The following is a 20,302-nucleotide window of genomic DNA, read 5'->3' on the forward strand; positions in this document are numbered from 1 at the left end:
GATTTTTATCATTAACTTTCACATGTCGTGACGAACTGATTGATAGCTAATGTAAATTCTCCATGCAAGGTAATTAATCATGTTTTTGGTAGCAGAATTGATAATTGGCGCAATTTTGGGATTAATTATTAGCTTAACCGGCGTTGGTGGGGGAGTTATTGTATTACCGATTTTAACTTATTTTTTTGGTATGGATGCCTTGTCTGCAGTTGCAACCGCCAATTTTCTTTCTATGCTAATGAAAATCTCATCTTCTTATATGCATTTTCGTTTAGGCAATGTTCCGATTAAAAGTGCTGTGGCTGTGTTAGTTATTATGTTACCAGCCACAGTATTGACAAGTTTTTTAGTAACTTATTTTAGTCAATGGCAAGGTTATCAACAGCAAGTTGAATTAGCCATTAATATCCTTATTGTAGTCGCGATTATTTATTCCCTTTTTCTCTTTATTTATCGTATATTTTTTTCATTTTCGTTAAATCAGTTGGAAAAAAATAACACTATTAACGTAAGATCTTTACTGTTGCCTGCTATCGCTGCTGGGGTAGTGCTTGGTGCGACTGGAGTAGGAGGTGGTGTTGTTGTATTGCCACTATTATTACGTTATTTAAAATTATCAATTAAACAAGCGATTGGCACCGCGATTTTTGTCACCACTATTTTATCAGGTTCATCAGCAATAGCCTATATGCGCGATGGGCATACTCATATTGTTCTTGCTTTTATCCTATGTGTAGGGTCATTGATTACTATGCCGCTGGCCAAATATTTAATGTTGCATTTATCTGATCGTGTTTTGCAGTATCTAACGCTATTATTTATTTTATCAAGTGCCATTATGATGAGTATAAAATTATGGTACTACTTTTAACGGCCAAAAATATAAGAACCCATTGTTTTTGGAATTTCAACACTTTGATACATAAGTAATCCCACAATGGTTAACACTATGCCGCCTATTAACATCATTCCTAAAGTCCAGTAAGGGCTGATTTTAAATCCTTGCCATTTTGAATAGCGAATTGCTAGATGACGGGCGCTATGGACCAGTGATGCAATTCCGCTAATAGTTATTGCGGTTCCTAAGGCCATCATTAGAGCGGCAATAATTCCCCAAAAATAAACACCGATTACATAGGAAAAAAGTAGAACAATTAATGCGCCAGAGCAAGGACGTGCCCCCATTGCAGCAATAACAGCAAGTTGAGTTCGCCAATTGCCTTGTAATTCTTCATCAGACAATACATGTTTGTGACCACAATTACAGTCATGAGAATGTTGAGGTTGGGTGGGCGAATGAATTTTAGTAAATTGATAGGGAGCATACCGAGATTTTTTAAATATTTTTCTCAGTCGAGAAATCGCTTTTAGAAATAATAATAGACCAAGAAAAAAAACCAAGCCGTAGCTTAATTTTTCTAACCAAAAGCTACTTAGATGTAAGTGTCGGCTAGATAGCTGGAATAATCCGAGGACAATCGATGTTAAAAGAATAGCAATAGCTCCCTGTAATAAGGATGCTAATAACGTAAGGGTAAGACTTTTTTTTAGTCGTGAAGAATGGGTGGCAATATAAGTGGTAATAATGATTTTTCCGTGCCCGGGTCCCAAAGCATGTAATAAACCATATAAAAAGCTAAAACCAACCAGTAATAAGCCTGCTTCAGTTGGCGAGTTTGCCACGCGCATCAGAAGAGAAGAAAGATGTTGATTAAGTTCTCGCTGCCCAGTGATCGCTAGTTGTAATCCAAGATGCCAATATTTGTACAGATAAAATGACAATACGATAAAAATGAAACTAAATAATCCGATTAATATAGCGTATTTCTTATTAAATAGATTGATTGCAGGCTTATTGGGCATTATTGACATATTATGTTTACCTTTTGCGCAAATTGTTGGCCGAGACTAAGGTCTTCTTGTGGAGTTTCTCCTTTATCAAGAGAAAGGGCGTAGTTAATCATCGATGCGCTGGGCTTAGGTGTTATCAGTTGAATTTTGCATTGAGATAAGGTATCAGTTAGCGATGAAATTTGCTTTTTGCTGCGATAAGTCATATCAACATAATAACTCGGATCATAAGTCATTACGGTTAATGTCTTACCTGTTATAGGTTCTGGTTTAGCTAATTCTAACGTAAAAGAGAGCACGGCTTGGTTGCCTTTGCGCGATAGGTGATACTCTTTAGGGTAAAAGCGAAATTTTATTAACTTATTCTTATCATATAGAGAGGTAAAATAGTGTTGCTTAATAACATTAGCCATGACTTCTGCACTTAATTGCTTCCACACTTCATCACTTTCTTTTGCCTGTTGTGCATCATAAAGTAAATCAGCTGATGTCATGGGATCCATAACCCAAGTCATTTTCATCGCAATAAGGTGACCATCTTTTATTTGTAATTGGTTTTGCATATCAATAAAACTGTGGGGATGAGCAAAAACCGTTATTGAATAGCATAATGCTAAAGCTGCTAGCAAACGTTGTAGAAAAATTTTCACTATGGTTACTAATTTGTAATAACACATTTGAGCCATCGAATAGGATATTTTGATTAACTGAAAATAGCATATTTTATGCTGTCAATTTTCTTTGCTAATTAAATGTTACTTTGCTATTTAATTGGTTAAAAGGTTTATTACTTATATTTACTTAAATTTTTTTGCGCAATAGTGGATTATATTCCTTTAATAATAAATATATTGTTGTTTAAAACATCTCTTTCTATCCTAACTAGATTAATCAATCGCTTTATTCGATCGATATTTGTGCATCAATAGTTTTTGCTAATCATAAATGTTTATATCGAACGTTTTAAACGATTGGAAGTCATTTAAATGATTAGGTTAAAAATAGAGAACAAGGAAGTTTAATAATACAGGGATGTATTTATAAAATGAGAGTCAGCCTACAGCATGGACAAGGTGAAGTAATGGAAAAAATAGTGTTGATCTTTTGAGGCTATTTTAAATTTAAATTGGTGACTATCTAATCAGTCACCTTTGAATAGCGTTACTTAAAGTGGTTAGCTAATTAAAAAAATTTTTACTTATTTGCTGGTACTTCCGATGAATGATGGGTTGATATCTTCCACTCTTTACCATCCCAGACGTAGGTAAATGTATAACGAGCAGAAACAGTGGATTTATCTTTAAAAGTAAAAGTATAAGTACCGATATCGATTGCTTTATTACAACCAATACGAATAGTTCGGTTATCAATTTTTCCTACTGGTTTTTTGGCTAAAAAGTGTTTGAAATAGTCGACACGTTCAGCATCCGTTAAACGAACCTGACTTGATATAGTTGGTAATAATACTGCATCTGCGAGGTAGTTCGCCGAAACTTTTTTTGCATCGCCACTTTTTAATGAATCATTCCAACGATTGAATAAACTAGCAATTTGTTGTTGATCTACCTTTATACATTTGGGCGCCGTATCTAGAGCGAATGTATAGCTAGAAAGTAAAGTTAATGGAATAGTAAAAAATTCAGTTTTCTCATAAACGTCTCGCTAGTAAGTATTATTTTTGTGATATTTTAGTATGATTATTATTTCATATAGAAATAATTTTTTATATGTTTAGTAATCTATTTCAGCAATAGTCAGAATCGGTAAAAAATTGAAATTTTCACTGAAACTTTTTTCCAAGCCTATTCTTTTAAAATTTTAATTTATAAATCCATTTCATATGGTTAACTGAAATTGTTTTTTGTCTATGCTGATTATGGCGCAATTAAAGATTAGATTAGTCAATATGATTAGTACAATGGTTACTTAAACTAACAGCAATTTTTGCCGCTGGTTACTTATCTTTTGATTGAGTTATAATTGAGTGAAAAGGTAATTGTAATGATATTGGACAGTTGGCCCAAGGACAAAAGCCAATTGGATAAACTATTAACCTTTGAAGCCTATAACGCTCAATAGCTAATATTAATTATTGTAGGTAATTATTATGCCAATCTATCCTCTATTACATCATCCCCGTATCGCTTAATAACGCAATGAAGGTTGAACGTGCTTTCACTGCTGCGGAATAACGTTCCGTGGCTTTTAACCCTATTAGAGATTAAAAACCATGCCAGATAAAATTAAACATTGGTCTAAAGTAGAATTGCTCCACCAAACAGTTACTAACCCTAATATTCACGTTAAAGGTATAAATAGTTATTACAGCCAATGCTGGGATGACGGTTTTGAGAAAAGTGTGGTTCGCTATCTGCATGGCGATAGTATTAGTCAACGGTGGACGCCACTGGGCACCGTTGATCAACTCTGGATAGGTGATTATGTATGCATTGCTGCTGAAGTAGTGATCTTGATGGGGGGCAACAATACTCATCGGACTGATTGGTTCAGTATTTATCCCTTCATGCAAACTATTGAGCAAGCCTATTTAGCGCGAGGTGATACTCACTTGGATAATGGTTGCTGGATTGGCATGCGTGCCATGCTGATGCCGGGAGTTACTATTGGTGAAGGTGCTATCGTAGCAGCGGGTAGTGTGGTTACCACCCATGTTGAACCTTATACTATATTAGCCGGCAATCCAGCTAAATTGGTCAGACAGCGCTTTGAGCCTTTGGTGATCTCGCGGCTTTTAGCCCTAAATATTTACCGGCTTAGTACTGTAGATTTTGCAGTTATTCGTCCGTATTTGACGGCTAATAATATTGACGAACTGGAACGAGCGGTTGCTAGCCTGTCTATAAGTTAAACTAGTCAATATGTATAACAAATATAAAAGCCAGATAGTTGGATATGATCTGGCTTTATTATTAGATTAGTTATTGATTAGAGTTTGATGATAGCAATAATAGCAATCACACTAATAATGGCAGCAGCACCATAAAAAATCCATTTACCAGCCGGAATTGCTATTTTTAGATCATGCATGCCATGATGAAGTCGATGTAGCCCACACCAAATAGGCAAAATGATCATTAATAGTAAAAAAATACGACCAATAAAGCTTTGGCAAAATGTCAGAATGCGTTCATAACTGAACATTTCTGGCGCTAAACCTAAAGGAATTAAAATTGCTAGCAAAAGAATAATAGCGGGAGAGACAATTGCACTCCACATACCACCAGCACCAAATAATCCCCAAAAAATAGGTTCATCAGAACGTTTAGGAGGGTGATTCATCATTGTTCTCCTTAGATTATATTAGCGCTACAGCTAAGATAATGACTGTTACTAGAAAAGTGATACCCCAGAATAATTTTATGATGCTTTCTTGGGCTATTTTTTTATTTTTTATCACAATATTGACCGCTTTAGGCGCCAGTTCAAACCAGGTTTTTGTATGAAATAAAGTCGCTATTAAAGTGAAAATATTAATTAGTAAAACGATAGGATTATGGAGCAAGGCAACATAGTTAGACCAACTTTCAGGACCGGCTTGTAATGAAAAAACGCCATAAAGCACGACTAAGCTAAACCAAATTTGTGGGATGGCGGTTGCTTCACGGATAACATAAAAACGATAAAATTCAATCTGTTGCCACCAACTTGATGACATTTCGCGAACATAGGGCTTACGTTTTGTCGTCATTTTTTTTCCTTAGCTTGGTTTCAACATAGCGATAATAAAATCTTCAGCACTTGCTGCTTTTCCTTGTTGAATTGCCGCAGCAGGATCAACATGTTTAGGACATACTTCAGAGCAGTAACCGACAAATGTACAACTCCATACCCCATTATCGCTATTTAGTAATGGCATGCGTTTTTTTTGGCCTTTATCGCGATTATCGAGGTTATAACGTTGTGCCAGTGTGATCGCCGCAGGGCCGATAAATTCTGGATTAAGACCAAATTGAGGGCAAGCAGCATAACAGAGACCACAATTAATACAGCCAGAGAATTGATGGTATTTCGCCATTTGACTAGGTGTTTGTTTATTAGGGCCATCACTAACTTTACGATTATTACCAATAATATAGGGTTTAATCGCTTCAAGGCTCTCAATAAAATGGGTCATATCTACCACTAAATCTCTTTCGATAGGAAAATTTCCCAATGCTTCTACTTTTAAACCATCGGTATAGTCCCGTAAAAAAGTTTTGCAGGCTAATTTAGGCACTTGATTAACCATCATACCGCAAGAGCCACATATGGCCATGCGACAAGACCAGCGGTACGAGAGATCCGATGCTAAGTGGTCTTTAATGTAACCGAGAGCATCCAGCAAAGAGGTTTGTTCGTCATAAGGAACTTCATAAGTGACAGGATAAGGGACATCGTCTGTTTCAGGATTATAGCGCATGATCTCCATTTTCAGTGTTTTCATCTTAGCCATTCGCTTGCTCCTTATTTGCTTGCTCTTGTGCTGTTGCTTCACCACCATATACTCGTTTAGCGGGTGCTAATTTGGTAATTTTTACATCACGATAAGCTATATGCGGCGCGCCTTGTGAATCGTAATAGGCAAGAGAATGTTTTAGGAAATTAACATCATCACGTTCAGTACAGCCTTCATCCAGACGCTGATGGGCGCCACGAGATTCTTGGCGATAGAAAGCAGAGTGAGCCATGCATTCTGCTACATCCAGACTAAATCCTAATTCGATAGTATAGAGCAAATCAGTATTAAAGACGCTGCTATGATCTGTAATTTCAATCTGTTTAAAGCGTTCTTTAAGTTCGGCTAATTTATTTATGGTTTTTTGCATTAATTCTGGTGTTCGATAGATGCCACAGCCTTCCTCCATTGCTATTCCCATTTCATCACGGATGTTAGCCCAATTCTCTTTACCTTTTTGGTTGAATAGCTTGGTTAAATTGGTCTCAATCTCACGCGCTTTTAATTCAATAGCATTATTATTTGCTGGAGGGGCTTCAGTGGCATATTTAGCCGCTTCGGTGCCAGCCAATCGTCCAAAAACGACTAATTCTGCTAAGGAGTTAGAACCTAGGCGGTTTGCACCATGTAAGCCAACAGATGAACATTCGCCCACAGCAAACAGACCTTTAATTGATGTTTCACATTTCTGATCCGTTTCAATACCTCCCATTGTATAGTGCGCGGTTGGGCGGACAGGGATAGGATCTGTAACTGGATCGACGCCGACATAAGCTTTGGCTAATTCACAAATAAAAGGCAGACGTTCATGTAGTTTCTCTGCCCCCAGATGACGTAAGTCAAGATGTACAACATCACCGCGAGATGATTTTATTGTGCGTCCTGCACGCCATTCATGCCAAAAAGCTTGAGAAACCTTGTCTCGTGGACCTAATTCCATATATTTATTTTCTGGTTTACCTAGTGGAGTTTCAGGCCCTAAACCATAATCTTGCAGATAACGATAGCCATCTTTGTTGATGAGGATCCCACCTTCGCCCCTACAGCCTTCAGTCATGAGTATTCCAGAGCCTGGCAAACCAGTTGGATGGTATTGGACAAATTCCATATCACGTAATGGAATGCCATGGCGTAACGCAATACCCATGCCGTCACCAGTAACAATTCCACCGTTAGTATTATAACGGTAAACCCGACCGGCACCACCGGTGGCCATAATAACGGCATTTGCGCTAATTTGAATATGAGCGCCTTCCATCATATCAATAGCAACTAGGCCATGTACTCGTCCTTCATTAACAAGAATGTCTAATACAAAATGTTCATCGAATCGTTGGATTTGTGGGTATTTGAGTGAAGTTTGAAATAAAGTATGTAACATATGGAAGCCGGTTTTATCAGCAGCAAACCAAGTGCGCTCGATCTTCATTCCGCCAAAACGGCGGACATTCACAGTTCCATCTTTTTTACGACTCCATGGACATCCCCATAATTCCAATTGTGTCATTTCTGTTGGGCAGTGTTTGACAAAATATTCAACTACATCCTGTTCACATAACCAATCTCCTCCTGAAACCGTATCATTAAAGTGATAATCATAGCTATCATGGGATTGAGCGATTGCAGCAGCGCCACCTTCTGCAGCAACGGTATGACTGCGCATGGGGTAGACTTCTGAAATCAAGGCAATTTTCAGATGGGGATGAGCTTCAGCAGCAGCAATTGCTGCTCTTAAACCTGCTCCACCAGCTCCTATTATGGCTAAATCAGCATTAAAGGTTTGCACACTATGCTTCTCCATTACTAATTGAAATAAACTTCATGTTGTTATGGCATTGTTATTTAATTATGATTAATAATTAACAATAAATTATTATTTAGCAATTTATAACAAATTGTTACCGACAGAGATTTGATTCAGGTATAAGTTTTCTAGGATTTTGTTTATAAAAAGTGAGAGCGAATAGATTTGTTTAAAAATTCGCTATTTTTGACCATAAAATGAGTATAATTAAGGTTATATGTTATCTTGTTACCTTAATGGATTTAGAGTTGGTTTTATTTTTATTGATAATGATTTTTCAATAAGTTTCAAACAAGCATTAGTAGCAAATTTTTGTTGCTAACATAATAAATAATATGATTTTTATTTAATAAAAATAGCATAATTATATGTTCATTTATTGGTATATAACATTATTCCATTTTAGGTTTTTTTATCATCAATAAAATATATTCATTAATAATATTTCCATGAGCAATAAGGTAATTTTAGTCATATTTATGATATTTTTGTGTTTATAAAATCATTATAAATAAATGCATTATTTAATAATAAATATTTGTACTAATGCATTAAAATGATTATTTTTAGTATTTTTATTAATCTTACAGCTGAAAATAACTTCTTAATACTTTTAACATATTGATATTATTTGAATTTGTTTTTTATGGTATGATGATTTTCAGTTGAAATATTTTCTTTATTCAGCTAAATTGGAGATGATATAGAAAATAGTTATATCAACTTATAACTAATGTTAATTATTTCTTTCAACTAATTAATATTTTCAAGTTCTCTTACTATTCAACTAAGGGTTAGCTTATTTTTGTTAAAAACCTAGTGATGAGATTAACGATATGAAACATTTGTTTATTTGTTTACAGGCGAGTAAACTAGCGCGCTTTATTCTTTTTTGGAGTTTTTACAATGAGTGAGATAGTGAATTGGCAACCAAGCGCGTCTATCAATAACTTACTGAAAAGAGCCAAAATTATTGCTGAAATCAGACGTTTTTTCATCGATCGGGGAGTAGTAGAAGTAGAGACGCCTATATTAAGTAAATTCACGGTAACAGATATTCATCTTTCGCCGTTTGAAACCCAATTTATTGCTCCAGTGATCGCTGACAGCACCAAATTGTATATGATAACCAGTCCGGAGTATCATATGAAACGTTTGCTAGCGGCTGGCAGTGGGCCTATATACCAAATAATTAAAGCTTTTCGTAATGAAGAAGAGGGACGTTACCATAATCCAGAGTTTACTATGCTTGAATGGTATCGACCTCATTATGACATGTACCGACTTATTGATGAAGTGGATGATTTGCTGCAACAGATTTTGGACTGCCAACCAACTGAACGGATATCATATCAACAGGCTTTTCAGCGCTATCTAAATATTGATCCATTAGCACCGGAATCAGAAAGAAAACAATTGCGTGATGCAGCAGTGAAGTTGGGTTTAAATAACGCAGAAACAGAAGAAGACAAGGATGTGTTGTTACAATTTTTGTTTACTTTGGGAGTTGAACCTAATTTAGGTAAAGATAAACCCACCGTTATCTATCATTTCCCTTCTTCACAGGCAGCATTAGCCGAAATTAGTAAAGAAGATCACCGGGTTGCTGAACGTTTTGAAGTTTATTTTAAGGGTATTGAGTTGGCTAATGGTTTTCGTGAGTTGACAGATGCACAAGAACAAAGAGAACGTTTTGAGCATGATAACCAAATTCGTGAAAAAATGGGTTTACCAGAACAGCCTATTGATGAGTGTCTCCTTGCTGCATTAGATAAAGTCATTCCTGATTGTTCAGGCGTTGCTTTAGGCATTGATCGTTTAGTTATGTTGGCGTTGAATGCAGAAAAAATCAGTGATGTTATCTCTTTTTCTATCGAGCGGGCTTAATATTAGTAAGCTAATAGTAATCAGCGGTAAATTGTTACCGCTGAGTTTATTGGTGGTTGTTATTGATGTTGATGCTGCTTTTGCAAAAATTTTACCCCACGATCAGGGAAATCGGTAAAGGCATCATCGACGTTAGCTTTGTTATAGATAATATCAAACAGTTGTTCACCGTTTTTCACGTAATTTGGTAGCTTATCAATCCGAATGGTATAAGGATGAACGACTAACTTATTTTTGTGTGCATCTTTAACCATAGCAGTAAGCTTTATTTTACCAGGCTTGGAGTTGTCACTAATAAGCATGTGATAATCTGGTCCTATCCCATCAGCATATTTAGCCACTTCTTTCATTGCGCCTGGTTTGAACATCCAATCATAGCTATAGTTAGTCCAGCTACCGTTAGGCTGCTCTTCATAGGTTTCATGCCAATCAGTATAAGCAATTAATTGAACCAGTTTTAAATCCATACCTAATTTAGGTAAAAGCTCTTTTTTAATACGTTTTAATTCATTAGCATCAAAACATTGGAGATAAACATTGTCGCTTTTGTTGCTGTAGCCATATTGCTTCAGTACTTCTAACACCCTAGTCGAAATATCTTTTCCTTCTTGCTTATGAAACCAAGGTGCTTTAATTTCAGGATAAATGCCTATGTTTTTGCCGGTTGATTTATTTAAACCTTGGACAAATTCAATTTCTTCTTGAAAAGTATGAATATGGAAGTTGGATTTTCCCATCGGGAAACGGTTAGGATAGGTTTGCACCTTTTTACCGTCTTTGATTTCAAAGGCTTCAGTAAATTTGAGTGAACGAATTTCTGGTAAGGTAAAATCAATGGCATAAAAGCGACCATCTTTGCGAGCACGGCCTGGAAAGCGGTCAGCAACGTCTGTTACGTTATCAAGATAGTGATCATGTAGTACAATTAGCTCATTATCTTTTGTCATTACCAGATCTTGTTCAAGAAAATCGGCACCTTGCGCGTAAGCCATTGCTTTGGCGGGTAATGTATGTTCAGGCAGATAACCACTTGCACCACGATGAGCAATAACGACTTTTGCATTAGATTGGGCAATTGTTGACATCGACATAACTAATAACATACTAGCAACCAAGGTATTTAATTTTATATTCATTAGTATAATTCTCTTTATTATGATTGGGGAAATCAGCGATAAAGTGAAGTTTCCCCTGTTGGCCGAGTTTATTAATTAAAAATAGTAGATTTATGAAAAAAATTAGCCATGTTGTTCCATCATTTGGCGCTTGTGTTTACTTTCACCTAACATCACGATAAACAATAAAATAACAGATAGCAGACTACCGCCAATCATTACCATAAAGCCGCCATTCCAGCCGAAATAGTCAACGGTATAACCCACGATAGCACTTGCCGCTACCGAACCACCCAGATAGCCAAATAAACCGGTAAAACCAGCAGCAGTGCCAGCGGCTTTTTTAGGAGCTAATTCAAGTGCATGTAAACCAATCAACATAACAGGGCCATAGATCAAGAACCCAATAATTAGCATGCAAGCCATATCAATATGAGGATTTCCTGGAGGATTAAGCCAGAAGGCAACGGTTGCAATGGTTACTAATGCCATAAAAAATACGCCAGTGGCACCACGATTCCCTTTAAAAACTTTATCTGACATCCAACCGCAAAGTAGTGTGCCAGGAATACCTGCATACTCATATAAGAAATAAGCCCACGAGGATTTATCCATAGCAAAATGTTTAACTTCACGTAAGTAAGTTGGCGACCAGTCAAGAACGCCATAACGTAGTAAATAAACAAAAACGTTAGCAAAAGCGATCATCCAAAGCAGTTTATTAGGCAAAATATATTGCATAAAGATCTGCTTTGCGGTCAGCTCTTTTTCATTTTTAGCGGTATAATCAGGTGGGTAGTCATTTTTATATTCTTCAATCGGTGGTAAACCACAGGATTGTGGAGTATCACGCATTAGAGCAAAAGCAATGATAGCAACTAAAATGGCAGCAAAAGCTGGCATATATAACGCTGCTTTCCAGTCGTGGAACCATGCCATACCTAATATAAATAATAAAGGTGGGATGCCACCACCAACATTATGTGCGCAGTTCCAAATCGAAACGATACCACCACGTTCTTTTTGTGACCACCAGTGAACCATTGTTCGGCCGCAGGGAGGCCATCCCATACCTTGAAACCAACCACACAGGAAGAGTAGAACAAACATGATCATAATGCTTGAAGTTGCCCAAGGCACAAAGCCCATAATCAGCATCACAGCGGCGGATAAAATTAGCCCAGCAGGTAAAAATACTCTCGGATTTGAACGATCTGAGATGGAACCCATGATAAATTTTGAGATACCATACGCAATTGAGATACCAGATAGCGCAAAACCAAGATCACCTTTAGAAAAACCTTGCTCAATTAAATAGGGCATTGCTAAGGCAAAATTCTTTCTAACTAGATAGTAAGCAGCGTAACCAAAGAATATACCAAAGAAAATTTGCCAACGTAGGCGGCGATATAGTGGATCTATTTGATCTGCCGGAACTCTTTTGTTATGTGGTGCTGGCTTGAAAATACTTAACATAATTCCCCTCCGATAGCATTTAAATTATTGCTATCAAGTAATAAGCAATTGCTAAAACGAAAAATGTGAGACGTTATTATTCAGTCTTCTTTCTTAATCGCGCGCTAAGATAACTCATGTTAATGCATATGTCTGCATATGAATGCGAAAATGTTATAAATTTGTGCGTAAACAGACAAAATATATATCGGCCATAGAAATAATTTTTTAATTATTCAAGCATAAGTGTGAACTTCGTCATAAATTTTTGAGTTCTGCTATCAAAAATCACTATGAATGCTCGTTTTGTTTCTTAATAAACATTATTGATTAAAAATTGTTTATATTGTGATAGATGATCGCTTATAAAGTCAGTATCAAATATCAGATTTAAGCGAATAACTCTCCCCTAGCGGAAATTATTGCTGAGCGTTCTGTGGGTTGCACGATTTTGCACTGAGTGGACATTGTTATTCTCCACTCAATGAATGGCTTTATTGTTAAACAGATATTCAATTAGGCATATTTTGACTTGATTCAACTTAATTATTATCTGCTAGCTAAATAACAATTCTTTGCGTGTTGACCCTGGAAAAAGTAGCTTAGAATGAAGTTCAACATCAACCCATAAGCAGGAAGAAAAAATAACATACAAATAAATAACTTAAAGCTATAATCGACTAAAGCAATTTCCACCCAGTTTGTCGCCATAAAAGGGTCAGTGCTGCGATAAAATGCAATAAAAAAGAAAGCAATCGTATCTAGTAGATTACCGAAAAACATTGCAGCAGTTGGCGCAATCCACCAACGACGATAATTACGTAATTTATTGAACACGAAAATATCCATAATTTGGCCTAAAGCGTAAGCCATGAAGCTTGCTAGCGCAATACGGGCAACAAATAAATTAAATTCATTTAGTGTAATAAACCCTTGCCATTGTCCTTGGTAAAAAAGTGCCGACAGAATGTAGGAGACAGAAAGCGCTGGCAGCATAGCCGCAGCAATAATCCGGCGAGCGAGAGCAGCACCATAAATACGTACAGTTAGATCCGTTGTCAAAAAAATAAAAGGGAAAGTAAATGCTCCCCATGTGGTATGAAAGCCAAAAATGGTAATCGGCAGTTGTACCAGATAATTACTTGAGCTAATTATCAAAATATGAAAAAAGGAAAGCCAGATGAGAGCCTTAATTCGCTGTTGTGGCGTCAATTCGAACATATTATACCTTTTTGGTTAAATGGGGTGAGGGAACCCATGACAATTTAATTTACGCAGTGCATCATACGCCTGAGATAAGATTAAAGCAAAATGAATAGTAAAATTTTCTTATCTATTTTTATTTAATAAATGGCAGGAGAATTTATTTGATTTGTAATATAATGCCAAGCTATTGAAGAGGCTTTAAAACGAAATACCTATGCCAGATATTTTTACTAATCCAAATCGAACCCTTGATACACAAGGATTACGTTGTCCTGAACCAATGATGATGATAAGAAAAATGGTTCGTCAGATGGCTGAAGGTGAAACGTTATTAATTATTGCTGATGATCCGGCTACAATTCGTGATATTCCTGCCTTTTGTCGTTTCATGCAACATCAACTTTTAGCTGAAGAGATTGAGCAAACTCCGTACCGTTATTTGATCCGCAAAAAAGTGAATTAATACTAAAAATGAAACGCTGTTAAATAAAATAATATATTGAAAAAGAGAGGTTATCGCAATATGCCTCTCCTTTATCCAATATATAAATAATATTTAATAAAAAGTTTATTCTGTCTGACGTGCCTTTAATAAGCGCAGTGCATTTGCGGTCACTAGTGCCGTAGCACCAGAATCCGCTAAAACAGCCATCCATAAGCCGGTTATGCCTAATAAACTAGTCACAAGGAAGATGACTTTTAGTCCTAAGGCGATAGAAATGTTTTGACGAATATTGGCTCTGGTTGCTCGCGACAACATAATGATCTCGGCTAATCCAGTTAGCCGATTATGTGTTAATGCCGCATCAGCGGTTTCAAGCGCGACATCCGTTCCATTACCCATGGCAATACCAACATTAGCCGCTTTCATTGCGGGAGCATCATTAATACCATCACCAACCATCAGGGTATGATCGGTTTTACTGAGCGATATAATTGCATTGACTTTATCTTCAGGTAACAGTCCCGCCCGATAATCTAAACCAATTTTTTGGGCAACTGATTTAGCTGCCAGTGGGTTATCCCCCGTTAGCATGACAGTTTTAATACCAAGTTTTCGCAGCTTATTAACAGCATCAAACGCATCTATGCGTAATGTATCTTGCATTGCAATAATGCCAAGTAGCTTATTATCGACTAATACCACCACAACGGTTTTGCCTTGATTTTCAAGTTTTTTTACCGTTTGTTGCCATTTTATGGTTAATATATCGTCAGCCAGTTTATTCGGTGCTGATACCAGAATATGTTTACCTGCCAAATAACCCTCCACCCCAATACCGGCCAATGCTTTATGATTTTCGGCGGGTTCAACATTAATTTCTAGTGCTTCAGCTTTGGCCAAAATCGCTTTTGCTAAGGGATGGTGTGAGCCATTTTCGACTGAAGCGCTAAATTGCAATAGTGTTTCCTGAGCCACGGTTTCAGCTGTTATGATGTCTGTAACTTGCGGTTTTCCTTCGGTAAGCGTACCCGTTTTATCTAAGGCCACTTGGGTGACTGAACTTAATTGCTCTAAAGCTGCGCCACCTTTAATCAGTGCACCTCGACGGGTTGCTGCGGCCAGGGCAGAAGTAATTGCCGCTGGCGTAGAGATCACTAAGGCACAAGGGCAGCCGATTAATAGCAAAGTTAGGCCACGATAGAGCCATACATCCCAAAGTTGAGCAAAAAATAGCGGGGGAATAATAATAACCAATATAGCGATTAACATAATAGTGGGCGTGTAAATTTGGCTAAAACGATCAATAAATCGTTCAATCGGTGCGCGGCGCTCTTCAGCCTCCTCGATTAATATCATAATGCGATCGATTGCATTTTGCCCCTGTTCGGATACCACTTTCATTTGTATAGCGCGATCGATGGAAAGTGCACCTGCCAGTACTTGTTCGCCTGTTTTTCGTTCAACAGGCATTGATTCACCCGTTAGTGCGCTTTCATCAAAGCTGGCAAATTCATTCAGTAATTCAGCATCGGTTGGTAAACGGCCACCGGGAACAATTTCAATGATATCGCCTGGTTGCAGAGTTGAGACAGGAACAGTGATCTTTACCCCATTTTTAATTAGCGACGCTTGCTCAGGAATAAGAGCCATTAAACTACTAATGCCTCGCCGCGCGCGTCCTGCGGCATATGACTCTAATCTTTCTCCTAACATGAATAACAACAGTACCATCGCGGCCTCTTCGCTGGCATTAATAAATAATGCGCCTATTGCTGCCACACTCATGAGTGTTTCTATCGCAAAAAAAGTACCTGAGCGTATTAACTGTATTGCTCTAACAGTGATCGGATAGAGTCCATATAATGTTGTTAGAATAAAAGCAATTTGTCCTATTTTTACATCAATGAAGGAAATTACCCAGCTGATTAGCATTAAAAATAGTAAAATAATGATACGTTTAGATTCACTAAATGGATTATTTTGCCTGTTTTTTGCTGCTAACTCAGCTGTATTGAGGTGATATAATTTGAAGCCAGCTTGTTGCACAGCTTTGATTACATCATCACGAACATCATGATCAGCATCGACAATCAATTTTTCGGTTGTAAATAGCACTTTTACTTGTTTAACATGATTGACCTTACTGACGGCTATTTCAATTTTACGCGCGCAGCTTGCGCAGTCCATACCGCTTACAATCCAATGGAAGCGCTGCTTTCCTTTTGATATAAAAGCATTGCTTTCCTTAGAAATAAGTGAATGTTCACTTACACAGTTATGTTTATTGGTATCATTGCGTACATGCAGATCAGTAAGATTAGCGTGACTTTTCGCAGGGTGATGTTCTTCATCAGCTGACGGTTTTACTGATTGTGATACTGTTTTTTTGCTCTGCTTGTGACCATTAACTTTCTTTTTAGCGCTACAACAACCGCTAATTGTGCAACATCGTGTAGTATGCTTATGTTGTTTATGGGTATGTGCACACATAGTATCCCCTTTTAATGCACTCAACTTAAAATTTCGTTTCTGTGAGCTACTTTACACTTTAGAGTTAACTCTAAAGTCAAACATAAAAGAGGGGATTTTTTGATAAAAAATGCTATTAGCAAAAAAATAGTTATCAAACTTATAAATAAAGCGAACGTACAATTAAAAACTGACCAATAAAATAGCAAGCAGTAATTGTCGCTTTAGACGCTTTAAATGGATAACGAAAATTGGCGATCAGCCAGATACTGTTAGCAATAAAAAGTAAAAATGCGCCTATCATAATGGAGAAATTATGTTCTCTTGCTAGACCAAAATATTGTTCACCCGCTATCCATGCCATAATAAATGACATTATTAGTAGAAAAATGACAGGCGCCCGTAGTGACCCTGCCGGTCTCCAGATTATAAATAATACAATAACACTCAGGATCAGCAAGATAGCTAGTAATGGCAAGTAGAAAGAGAAGCTCATTTGCAGAGCAAAACTGATGGTATAAAGTAGGAAGCTAAGAGATAACAAGAAAATAGCGGGTAATAAGCGTTCACTCGAAAGCATTTGCCAGCCATCAGCATCACGAATAACCCCGCTATGATCAGGTAGCCGGAAGTATCAGTAATATCGGCACTCCAGGCCCAAAATACTAGCAATAATAGCGTAACTGGACGAAACAGCCAGCATTGCCATTGTGGGCCGCGATAGGCAGCATCAATATAGAGCCAACCAGAAAATAACACAGCAAGAAATGGCCAACTAATCATTGTTTCCCCACAAGCTAAAAAGATTAATTAGAAATTATTGATCCTATTAGAGGATAGACAATAATAATGACATAAATGATGAAAGCCTGGAAAATATTGTGAATAAATCGGTTATATTCGTTATTACCATTATTATGCTAGCGACGAAACGTTTTTTTGATCAGCGTCGACAAAATGTAATTAATGATAATTCGCCGATTATCAGCTATCAAGTTGAGATTATTGACAAGAAAGATTATCCCTATCCTAATATGCGCTCACGTCAACGAGAGGTTGTTATTCCTGAAACTTTTCGTTATGAAATTTATTTTCGGCGTCTATCAACTAGTGAAGTGATAAAGATTTTTGTTAAAACGGAAAAGGAATACAATGTGATTAAAAAAGGAGATAAAGGTACCCTTTATATACAGGGAACAAGATTTATTCGCTTTGAAATCAAAGCCAATGCAAAATAACTAAATTTATTAGCCAATTAGGCATGGCTCTTGTAATCGCTTATGGTTTATTGTTGCAATTTGTCGTTTTTTTGTCTTTTCTGCCAGGCTAAAAGTTCAAAAACGCCGAATAGAAATATTTTTATTTGCAGCCAACGAGGATGTTTTTCTGTTTTTGCAAAAGCGGCTTGCAAAAAAATGGCTTGCATAGCATGCATAAAAATCATAAATATCATTGCTACATCGATAAAATATTTTAATGGTTTAGGAAACGGATGGATTAAATTAAAAATCATAAAACCCCAAACAAAAACCATTAATAATTTTCCAGCATTTATTAACATGATATCTTCCAGTTAATCATTGATGACGGATATAAAGATAGTAAGCGACTTGCCCGGCAACTTTTTTACGATGAAGCTGCCAATTTTTAGGTAACATGGCTAAATTAGCTTCTGCTTCTGCCTCAACATAGATCCAACAGTTTTCGGTTAACCACCCATTCTGTTCTAATAGTAAAGCTGTTTGTTGCAAGAGACCTTTACGAAAAGGTGGATCAAGAAAAATGACATCATAGGCTGTGCCAGCCTGTGCTAAATAGTTTAATGTATCGCTATTAATTACTTGCGCATTTTTTGCTTCTAATTTAGCGAGATTGGCCACAAGTTGTGTTGCAATAGGGCGTTCTAATTCAATTAAAGTAGCGGAAGCGGCATTGCGAGAAAGTGCTTCAATAGCTAAAGCGCCACTACCAGCAAAACAATCAAGACAACGAGCCTCTTGAATCACAGGTATTAGCCAATTAAATAAAGTTTCTCTGAGCCTATCTGTTGTGGGACGTAAGCCCTCACTATCAGAAACAGGTAGTTTACGTCCTCGCCATTTCCCGCCAATGATACGAATTTGGCCACGTGATGCAGATTGTATTTTTCTTGCCATAATTTACATAGTTTAGTCATTACAGTTTGTTAATATAGGTGATAATAATACCAATGTTTATCGTCAGTATGTACAACATGAAAATTATCGCTAATTTAACATGAAATAGGTGTCAGATATGTGTTGCAAGCAAATCAAATGATACACTGCCAACATATTTTATTATTTACCTTGGTTACACCACATTTTTTACCGCTAGGAGTGTAATGGCAGATGGCTAAAAAGAGAAAAAAAAGTTTTTTTTCCTGGCTAGGGTTGGGATCTGAAAATGAAGTGCAAAAAAAAGAGACAGCGCAACAATCTGAACCGACGGTAGAAGACAAGGCTGAAGGGTTGACGGATGTCATAGAGGCATCAAAGCCGTCTGTAAAAGCAGAAAAGGTGCAGCCTCAAACAGTAAAAGAAGAAAATAGTCAATATCAAACAGTCGACGTTAAAGCCGCAGAAATTGTTACACTTAGTGAACATACTGTCACTTTACAAGCAAGAGATGAACAGAAAAAAACACCGTTGATGCAACAGCAAAAAAAACCGGCAAAAGAGAATTTCTTTTCGCGGTTAAGGCGGGGTTTATTAAAAACGCGGCAGAATATGGGTGTCGGTTTTGTTAGTTTTTTTCGCGGTAAAAAAATTGATGATGATCTATTCGATGAATTGGAAGAACAACTTTTAATCGCTGATGTGGGGCTAGAAACAACACGCAAGATTATAAATAGTTTAACTACTCATGCTAATCGTAAAGAGTTGAATGATGCTGCGATGCTATATAGCAAATTGCGCGAAGAAATGGCCACTATCTTATCTGTTGTTGAGAAGCCATTGGTTATAGAAAATAAGCTACCTTATGTCATATTGATGGTTGGGGTTAATGGGGTTGGTAAAACCACAACAATTGGTAAGTTAGCCCGTCAATATCAGGCCGAAGGTAAATCGGTAATGTTAGCCGCTGGAGATACATTTAGGGCAGCAGCGGTGGAACAATTGCAAGTTTGGGGAGAGCGTAACAATATCCCGGTTGTTGCTCAGCATACTGGAGCCGATCCTGCATCGGTTATTTTTGATGCCATTCAGTCGGCGAAAGCGAAAGGGATTGATATATTGATTGCAGATACTGCTGGACGATTGCAAAACAAAGTACATTTGATGGAAGAGTTGAAAAAAATTGTCAGAGTTATGCAAAAACTTGATCAACATGCACCTCATGAAGTGATGCTAACCTTAGATGCGAGTACTGGTCAAAATGCAATTAATCAGGCTAAAATTTTTCATGAGGCAGTGGGTATAACCGGTATTATTTTGACTAAACTTGATGGTACAGCTAAAGGCGGCGTGATTTTTGCTATTGCTGATCAGTTTAAGATCCCAATTCGTTATATCGGGATTGGTGAAGGCATTGATGATCTCCGGCCATTTGTAGCTCATGATTTCATCGAGGCGCTTTTTGTCCGAGAGGATTAA

19 protein-coding genes and 1 pseudogene are annotated in these 20,302 nt (G+C 37.1%); 6 read left to right on the top strand and 14 right to left on the bottom strand.

Features of this window, described 5'->3' with window-relative positions; all coding sequences use genetic code 11:
• Positions 1 to 79 precede the first annotated feature (79 nt).
• On the top strand, positions 80 to 871 hold the full coding sequence (locus tag H1X92_RS06345) for a sulfite exporter TauE/SafE family protein (RefSeq protein ID WP_180559358.1): 792 nt from the start codon (positions 80 to 82) through the stop codon (positions 869 to 871).
• Here H1X92_RS06345 and H1X92_RS06350 read toward each other — a convergent pair.
• The 3 genes from H1X92_RS06350 to H1X92_RS06360 all read right to left on the bottom strand — a co-directional run bounded on the left by H1X92_RS06350 (position 868) and on the right by H1X92_RS06360 (position 3,423).
• The gene (locus H1X92_RS06350; protein ID WP_225506209.1) at positions 868 to 1,872 is read right to left on the bottom strand and encodes a nickel/cobalt transporter; all 1,005 of its coding nucleotides are present in this window, start codon (positions 1,870 to 1,872) and stop codon (positions 868 to 870) included. The two genes, H1X92_RS06345 and H1X92_RS06350, sit on opposite strands and share 4 nt — an antisense overlap.
• Positions 1,863 to 2,528 carry a DUF1007 family protein gene (locus H1X92_RS06355; RefSeq protein WP_180559359.1) on the bottom strand — a complete coding sequence of 222 codons (666 nt, stop codon included), beginning with the start codon at positions 2,526 to 2,528 and terminating at the stop codon, positions 1,863 to 1,865. Before H1X92_RS06355 ends, H1X92_RS06350 begins: the two co-directional genes overlap by 10 nt.
• Positions 2,529 to 3,045: 517 nt before the next feature.
• Positions 3,046 to 3,423, bottom strand: a complete 378-nt coding sequence (locus H1X92_RS06360) for an SgcJ/EcaC family oxidoreductase (RefSeq protein ID WP_441293613.1) — start codon at positions 3,421 to 3,423, stop codon at positions 3,046 to 3,048.
• Between the two features lie 658 nt (positions 3,424 to 4,081).
• Between H1X92_RS06360 and H1X92_RS06365 the strand changes: the two genes are divergently transcribed.
• Positions 4,082 to 4,720 carry a CatB-related O-acetyltransferase gene (locus H1X92_RS06365; protein ID WP_180559360.1) on the top strand — a complete coding sequence of 213 codons (639 nt, stop codon included), beginning with the start codon at positions 4,082 to 4,084 and terminating at the stop codon, positions 4,718 to 4,720.
• 77 nt (positions 4,721 to 4,797) lie between these two features.
• Here H1X92_RS06365 and frdD read toward each other — a convergent pair whose 3' ends face one another.
• From frdD to frdA, 4 genes are read right to left on the bottom strand one after another with little or no spacing between them, the layout of a single operon-like run.
• A complete protein-coding gene (gene frdD / locus H1X92_RS06370) occupies positions 4,798 to 5,154 on the bottom strand; it encodes a fumarate reductase subunit FrdD (RefSeq protein WP_180559361.1) in 357 nt (118 codons plus the stop codon).
• 13 nt (positions 5,155 to 5,167) lie between these two features.
• Positions 5,168 to 5,560, bottom strand: coding sequence for a fumarate reductase subunit FrdC (gene frdC / locus H1X92_RS06375; protein WP_180559362.1), 393 nt, complete (start codon positions 5,558 to 5,560; stop codon positions 5,168 to 5,170).
• A 9-nt stretch (positions 5,561 to 5,569) separates the two neighbouring features.
• On the bottom strand, positions 5,570 to 6,304 hold the full coding sequence (locus H1X92_RS06380) for a succinate dehydrogenase/fumarate reductase iron-sulfur subunit (protein ID WP_180559363.1): 735 nt from the start codon (positions 6,302 to 6,304) through the stop codon (positions 5,570 to 5,572).
• Positions 6,297 to 8,093: a fumarate reductase (quinol) flavoprotein subunit gene (gene frdA / locus H1X92_RS06385; RefSeq protein ID WP_180559364.1), complete on the bottom strand. Its 1,797-nt coding sequence runs from the start codon at positions 8,091 to 8,093 to the stop codon at positions 6,297 to 6,299. Before frdA ends, H1X92_RS06380 begins: the two co-directional genes overlap by 8 nt.
• A gap of 924 nt (positions 8,094 to 9,017) precedes the next feature.
• Here frdA and epmA point away from each other — a divergent pair.
• Complete coding sequence (epmA, locus tag H1X92_RS06390) at positions 9,018 to 9,998, top strand: elongation factor P--(R)-beta-lysine ligase (protein ID WP_180559365.1); 981 nt, start codon at positions 9,018 to 9,020, stop codon at positions 9,996 to 9,998.
• Between the two features lie 59 nt (positions 9,999 to 10,057).
• Here the strand turns inward: epmA and glpQ are convergent, their stop codons facing one another.
• From glpQ to H1X92_RS06405, 3 genes are all read right to left on the bottom strand, one after another.
• Positions 10,058 to 11,134 carry a glycerophosphodiester phosphodiesterase gene (gene glpQ, locus H1X92_RS06395; protein ID WP_180559366.1) on the bottom strand — a complete coding sequence of 359 codons (1,077 nt, stop codon included), beginning with the start codon at positions 11,132 to 11,134 and terminating at the stop codon, positions 10,058 to 10,060.
• A 102-nt stretch (positions 11,135 to 11,236) separates the two neighbouring features.
• Positions 11,237 to 12,589 (bottom strand): glycerol-3-phosphate transporter, encoded by a 1,353-nt coding sequence (gene glpT, locus H1X92_RS06400; protein WP_180559367.1) that lies wholly within the window; start codon positions 12,587 to 12,589, stop codon positions 11,237 to 11,239.
• 528 nt (positions 12,590 to 13,117) lie between these two features.
• The gene (locus H1X92_RS06405) at positions 13,118 to 13,789 is read right to left on the bottom strand and encodes a 7-cyano-7-deazaguanine/7-aminomethyl-7-deazaguanine transporter (protein WP_180559368.1); all 672 of its coding nucleotides are present in this window, start codon (positions 13,787 to 13,789) and stop codon (positions 13,118 to 13,120) included.
• Between the two features lie 199 nt (positions 13,790 to 13,988).
• Between H1X92_RS06405 and tusA the strand changes: the two genes are divergently transcribed.
• A complete protein-coding gene (tusA, locus tag H1X92_RS06410) occupies positions 13,989 to 14,237 on the top strand; it encodes a sulfurtransferase TusA (RefSeq protein ID WP_180559369.1) in 249 nt (82 codons plus the stop codon).
• 105 nt (positions 14,238 to 14,342) lie between these two features.
• Here tusA and H1X92_RS06415 read toward each other — a convergent pair whose 3' ends face one another.
• Together H1X92_RS06415 and H1X92_RS06420 are read right to left on the bottom strand one after the other, a co-directional pair.
• Positions 14,343 to 16,709, bottom strand: coding sequence for a zinc/cadmium/mercury/lead-transporting ATPase (locus tag H1X92_RS06415; protein WP_180559370.1), 2,367 nt, complete (start codon positions 16,707 to 16,709; stop codon positions 14,343 to 14,345).
• 139 nt (positions 16,710 to 16,848) lie between these two features.
• Positions 16,849 to 17,471, bottom strand: a pseudogene (locus H1X92_RS06420) (lysoplasmalogenase).
• A gap of 98 nt (positions 17,472 to 17,569) precedes the next feature.
• On the opposite strand from H1X92_RS06420, the gene H1X92_RS06425 reads away from it, so the two are divergent.
• Positions 17,570 to 17,926, top strand: coding sequence for a DUF2500 domain-containing protein (locus H1X92_RS06425; RefSeq protein WP_180559371.1), 357 nt, complete (start codon positions 17,570 to 17,572; stop codon positions 17,924 to 17,926).
• Between the two features lie 47 nt (positions 17,927 to 17,973).
• On the opposite strand, the gene H1X92_RS06430 is transcribed toward H1X92_RS06425, so the two are convergent.
• Entirely contained in the window at positions 17,974 to 18,249 is a 276-nt protein-coding gene (locus tag H1X92_RS06430; RefSeq protein WP_180559372.1) for a DUF1145 family protein, read from the bottom strand.
• Positions 18,250 to 18,265: 16 nt separating this feature from the next.
• Positions 18,266 to 18,844 (bottom strand): 16S rRNA (guanine(966)-N(2))-methyltransferase, encoded by a 579-nt coding sequence (gene rsmD, locus H1X92_RS06435; protein WP_180559373.1) that lies wholly within the window; start codon positions 18,842 to 18,844, stop codon positions 18,266 to 18,268.
• Between the two features lie 213 nt (positions 18,845 to 19,057).
• Here rsmD and ftsY point away from each other — a divergent pair, with 213 nt between their 5' ends.
• Positions 19,058 to 20,302, top strand: a complete 1,245-nt coding sequence (ftsY, locus tag H1X92_RS06440; protein WP_180559374.1) for a signal recognition particle-docking protein FtsY — start codon at positions 19,058 to 19,060, stop codon at positions 20,300 to 20,302.

The sequence above is a fragment of the Arsenophonus endosymbiont of Apis mellifera genome (genome assembly GCF_903968575.1).
Lineage (GTDB): Bacteria > Pseudomonadota > Gammaproteobacteria > Enterobacterales > Enterobacteriaceae > Arsenophonus > Arsenophonus apicola.

Bases quoted from the DNA above. Each gene is read 5' to 3' on its own strand.
- H1X92_RS06350 (WP_225506209.1), bottom strand. From the start codon at position 1,872: ATGTCAATAATGCCCAATAAGCCTGCAATCAATCTATTTAATAAGAAA.
- H1X92_RS06380 (WP_180559363.1), bottom strand. From the start codon at position 6,304: ATGGCTAAGATGAAAACACTGAAAATGGAGATCATGCGCTATAATCCT.
- H1X92_RS06355 (WP_180559359.1), bottom strand. From the start codon at position 2,528: ATGTGTTATTACAAATTAGTAACCATAGTGAAAATTTTTCTACAACGT.
- tusA (WP_180559369.1), top strand. From the start codon at position 13,989: ATGCCAGATATTTTTACTAATCCAAATCGAACCCTTGATACACAAGGA.
- glpT (WP_180559367.1), bottom strand. From the start codon at position 12,589: ATGTTAAGTATTTTCAAGCCAGCACCACATAACAAAAGAGTTCCGGCA.
- H1X92_RS06430 (WP_180559372.1), bottom strand. From the start codon at position 18,249: ATGTTAATAAATGCTGGAAAATTATTAATGGTTTTTGTTTGGGGTTTT.
- H1X92_RS06415 (WP_180559370.1), bottom strand. From the start codon at position 16,709: ATGTGTGCACATACCCATAAACAACATAAGCATACTACACGATGTTGC.
- H1X92_RS06345 (WP_180559358.1), top strand. From the start codon at position 80: ATGTTTTTGGTAGCAGAATTGATAATTGGCGCAATTTTGGGATTAATT.
- frdD (WP_180559361.1), bottom strand. From the start codon at position 5,154: ATGATGAATCACCCTCCTAAACGTTCTGATGAACCTATTTTTTGGGGA.
- glpQ (WP_180559366.1), bottom strand. From the start codon at position 11,134: ATGAATATAAAATTAAATACCTTGGTTGCTAGTATGTTATTAGTTATG.
- epmA (WP_180559365.1), top strand. From the start codon at position 9,018: ATGAGTGAGATAGTGAATTGGCAACCAAGCGCGTCTATCAATAACTTA.
- H1X92_RS06405 (WP_180559368.1), bottom strand. From the start codon at position 13,789: ATGTTCGAATTGACGCCACAACAGCGAATTAAGGCTCTCATCTGGCTT.
- H1X92_RS06365 (WP_180559360.1), top strand. From the start codon at position 4,082: ATGCCAGATAAAATTAAACATTGGTCTAAAGTAGAATTGCTCCACCAA.
- frdC (WP_180559362.1), bottom strand. From the start codon at position 5,560: ATGACGACAAAACGTAAGCCCTATGTTCGCGAAATGTCATCAAGTTGG.
- rsmD (WP_180559373.1), bottom strand. From the start codon at position 18,844: ATGGCAAGAAAAATACAATCTGCATCACGTGGCCAAATTCGTATCATT.
- ftsY (WP_180559374.1), top strand. From the start codon at position 19,058: ATGGCTAAAAAGAGAAAAAAAAGTTTTTTTTCCTGGCTAGGGTTGGGA.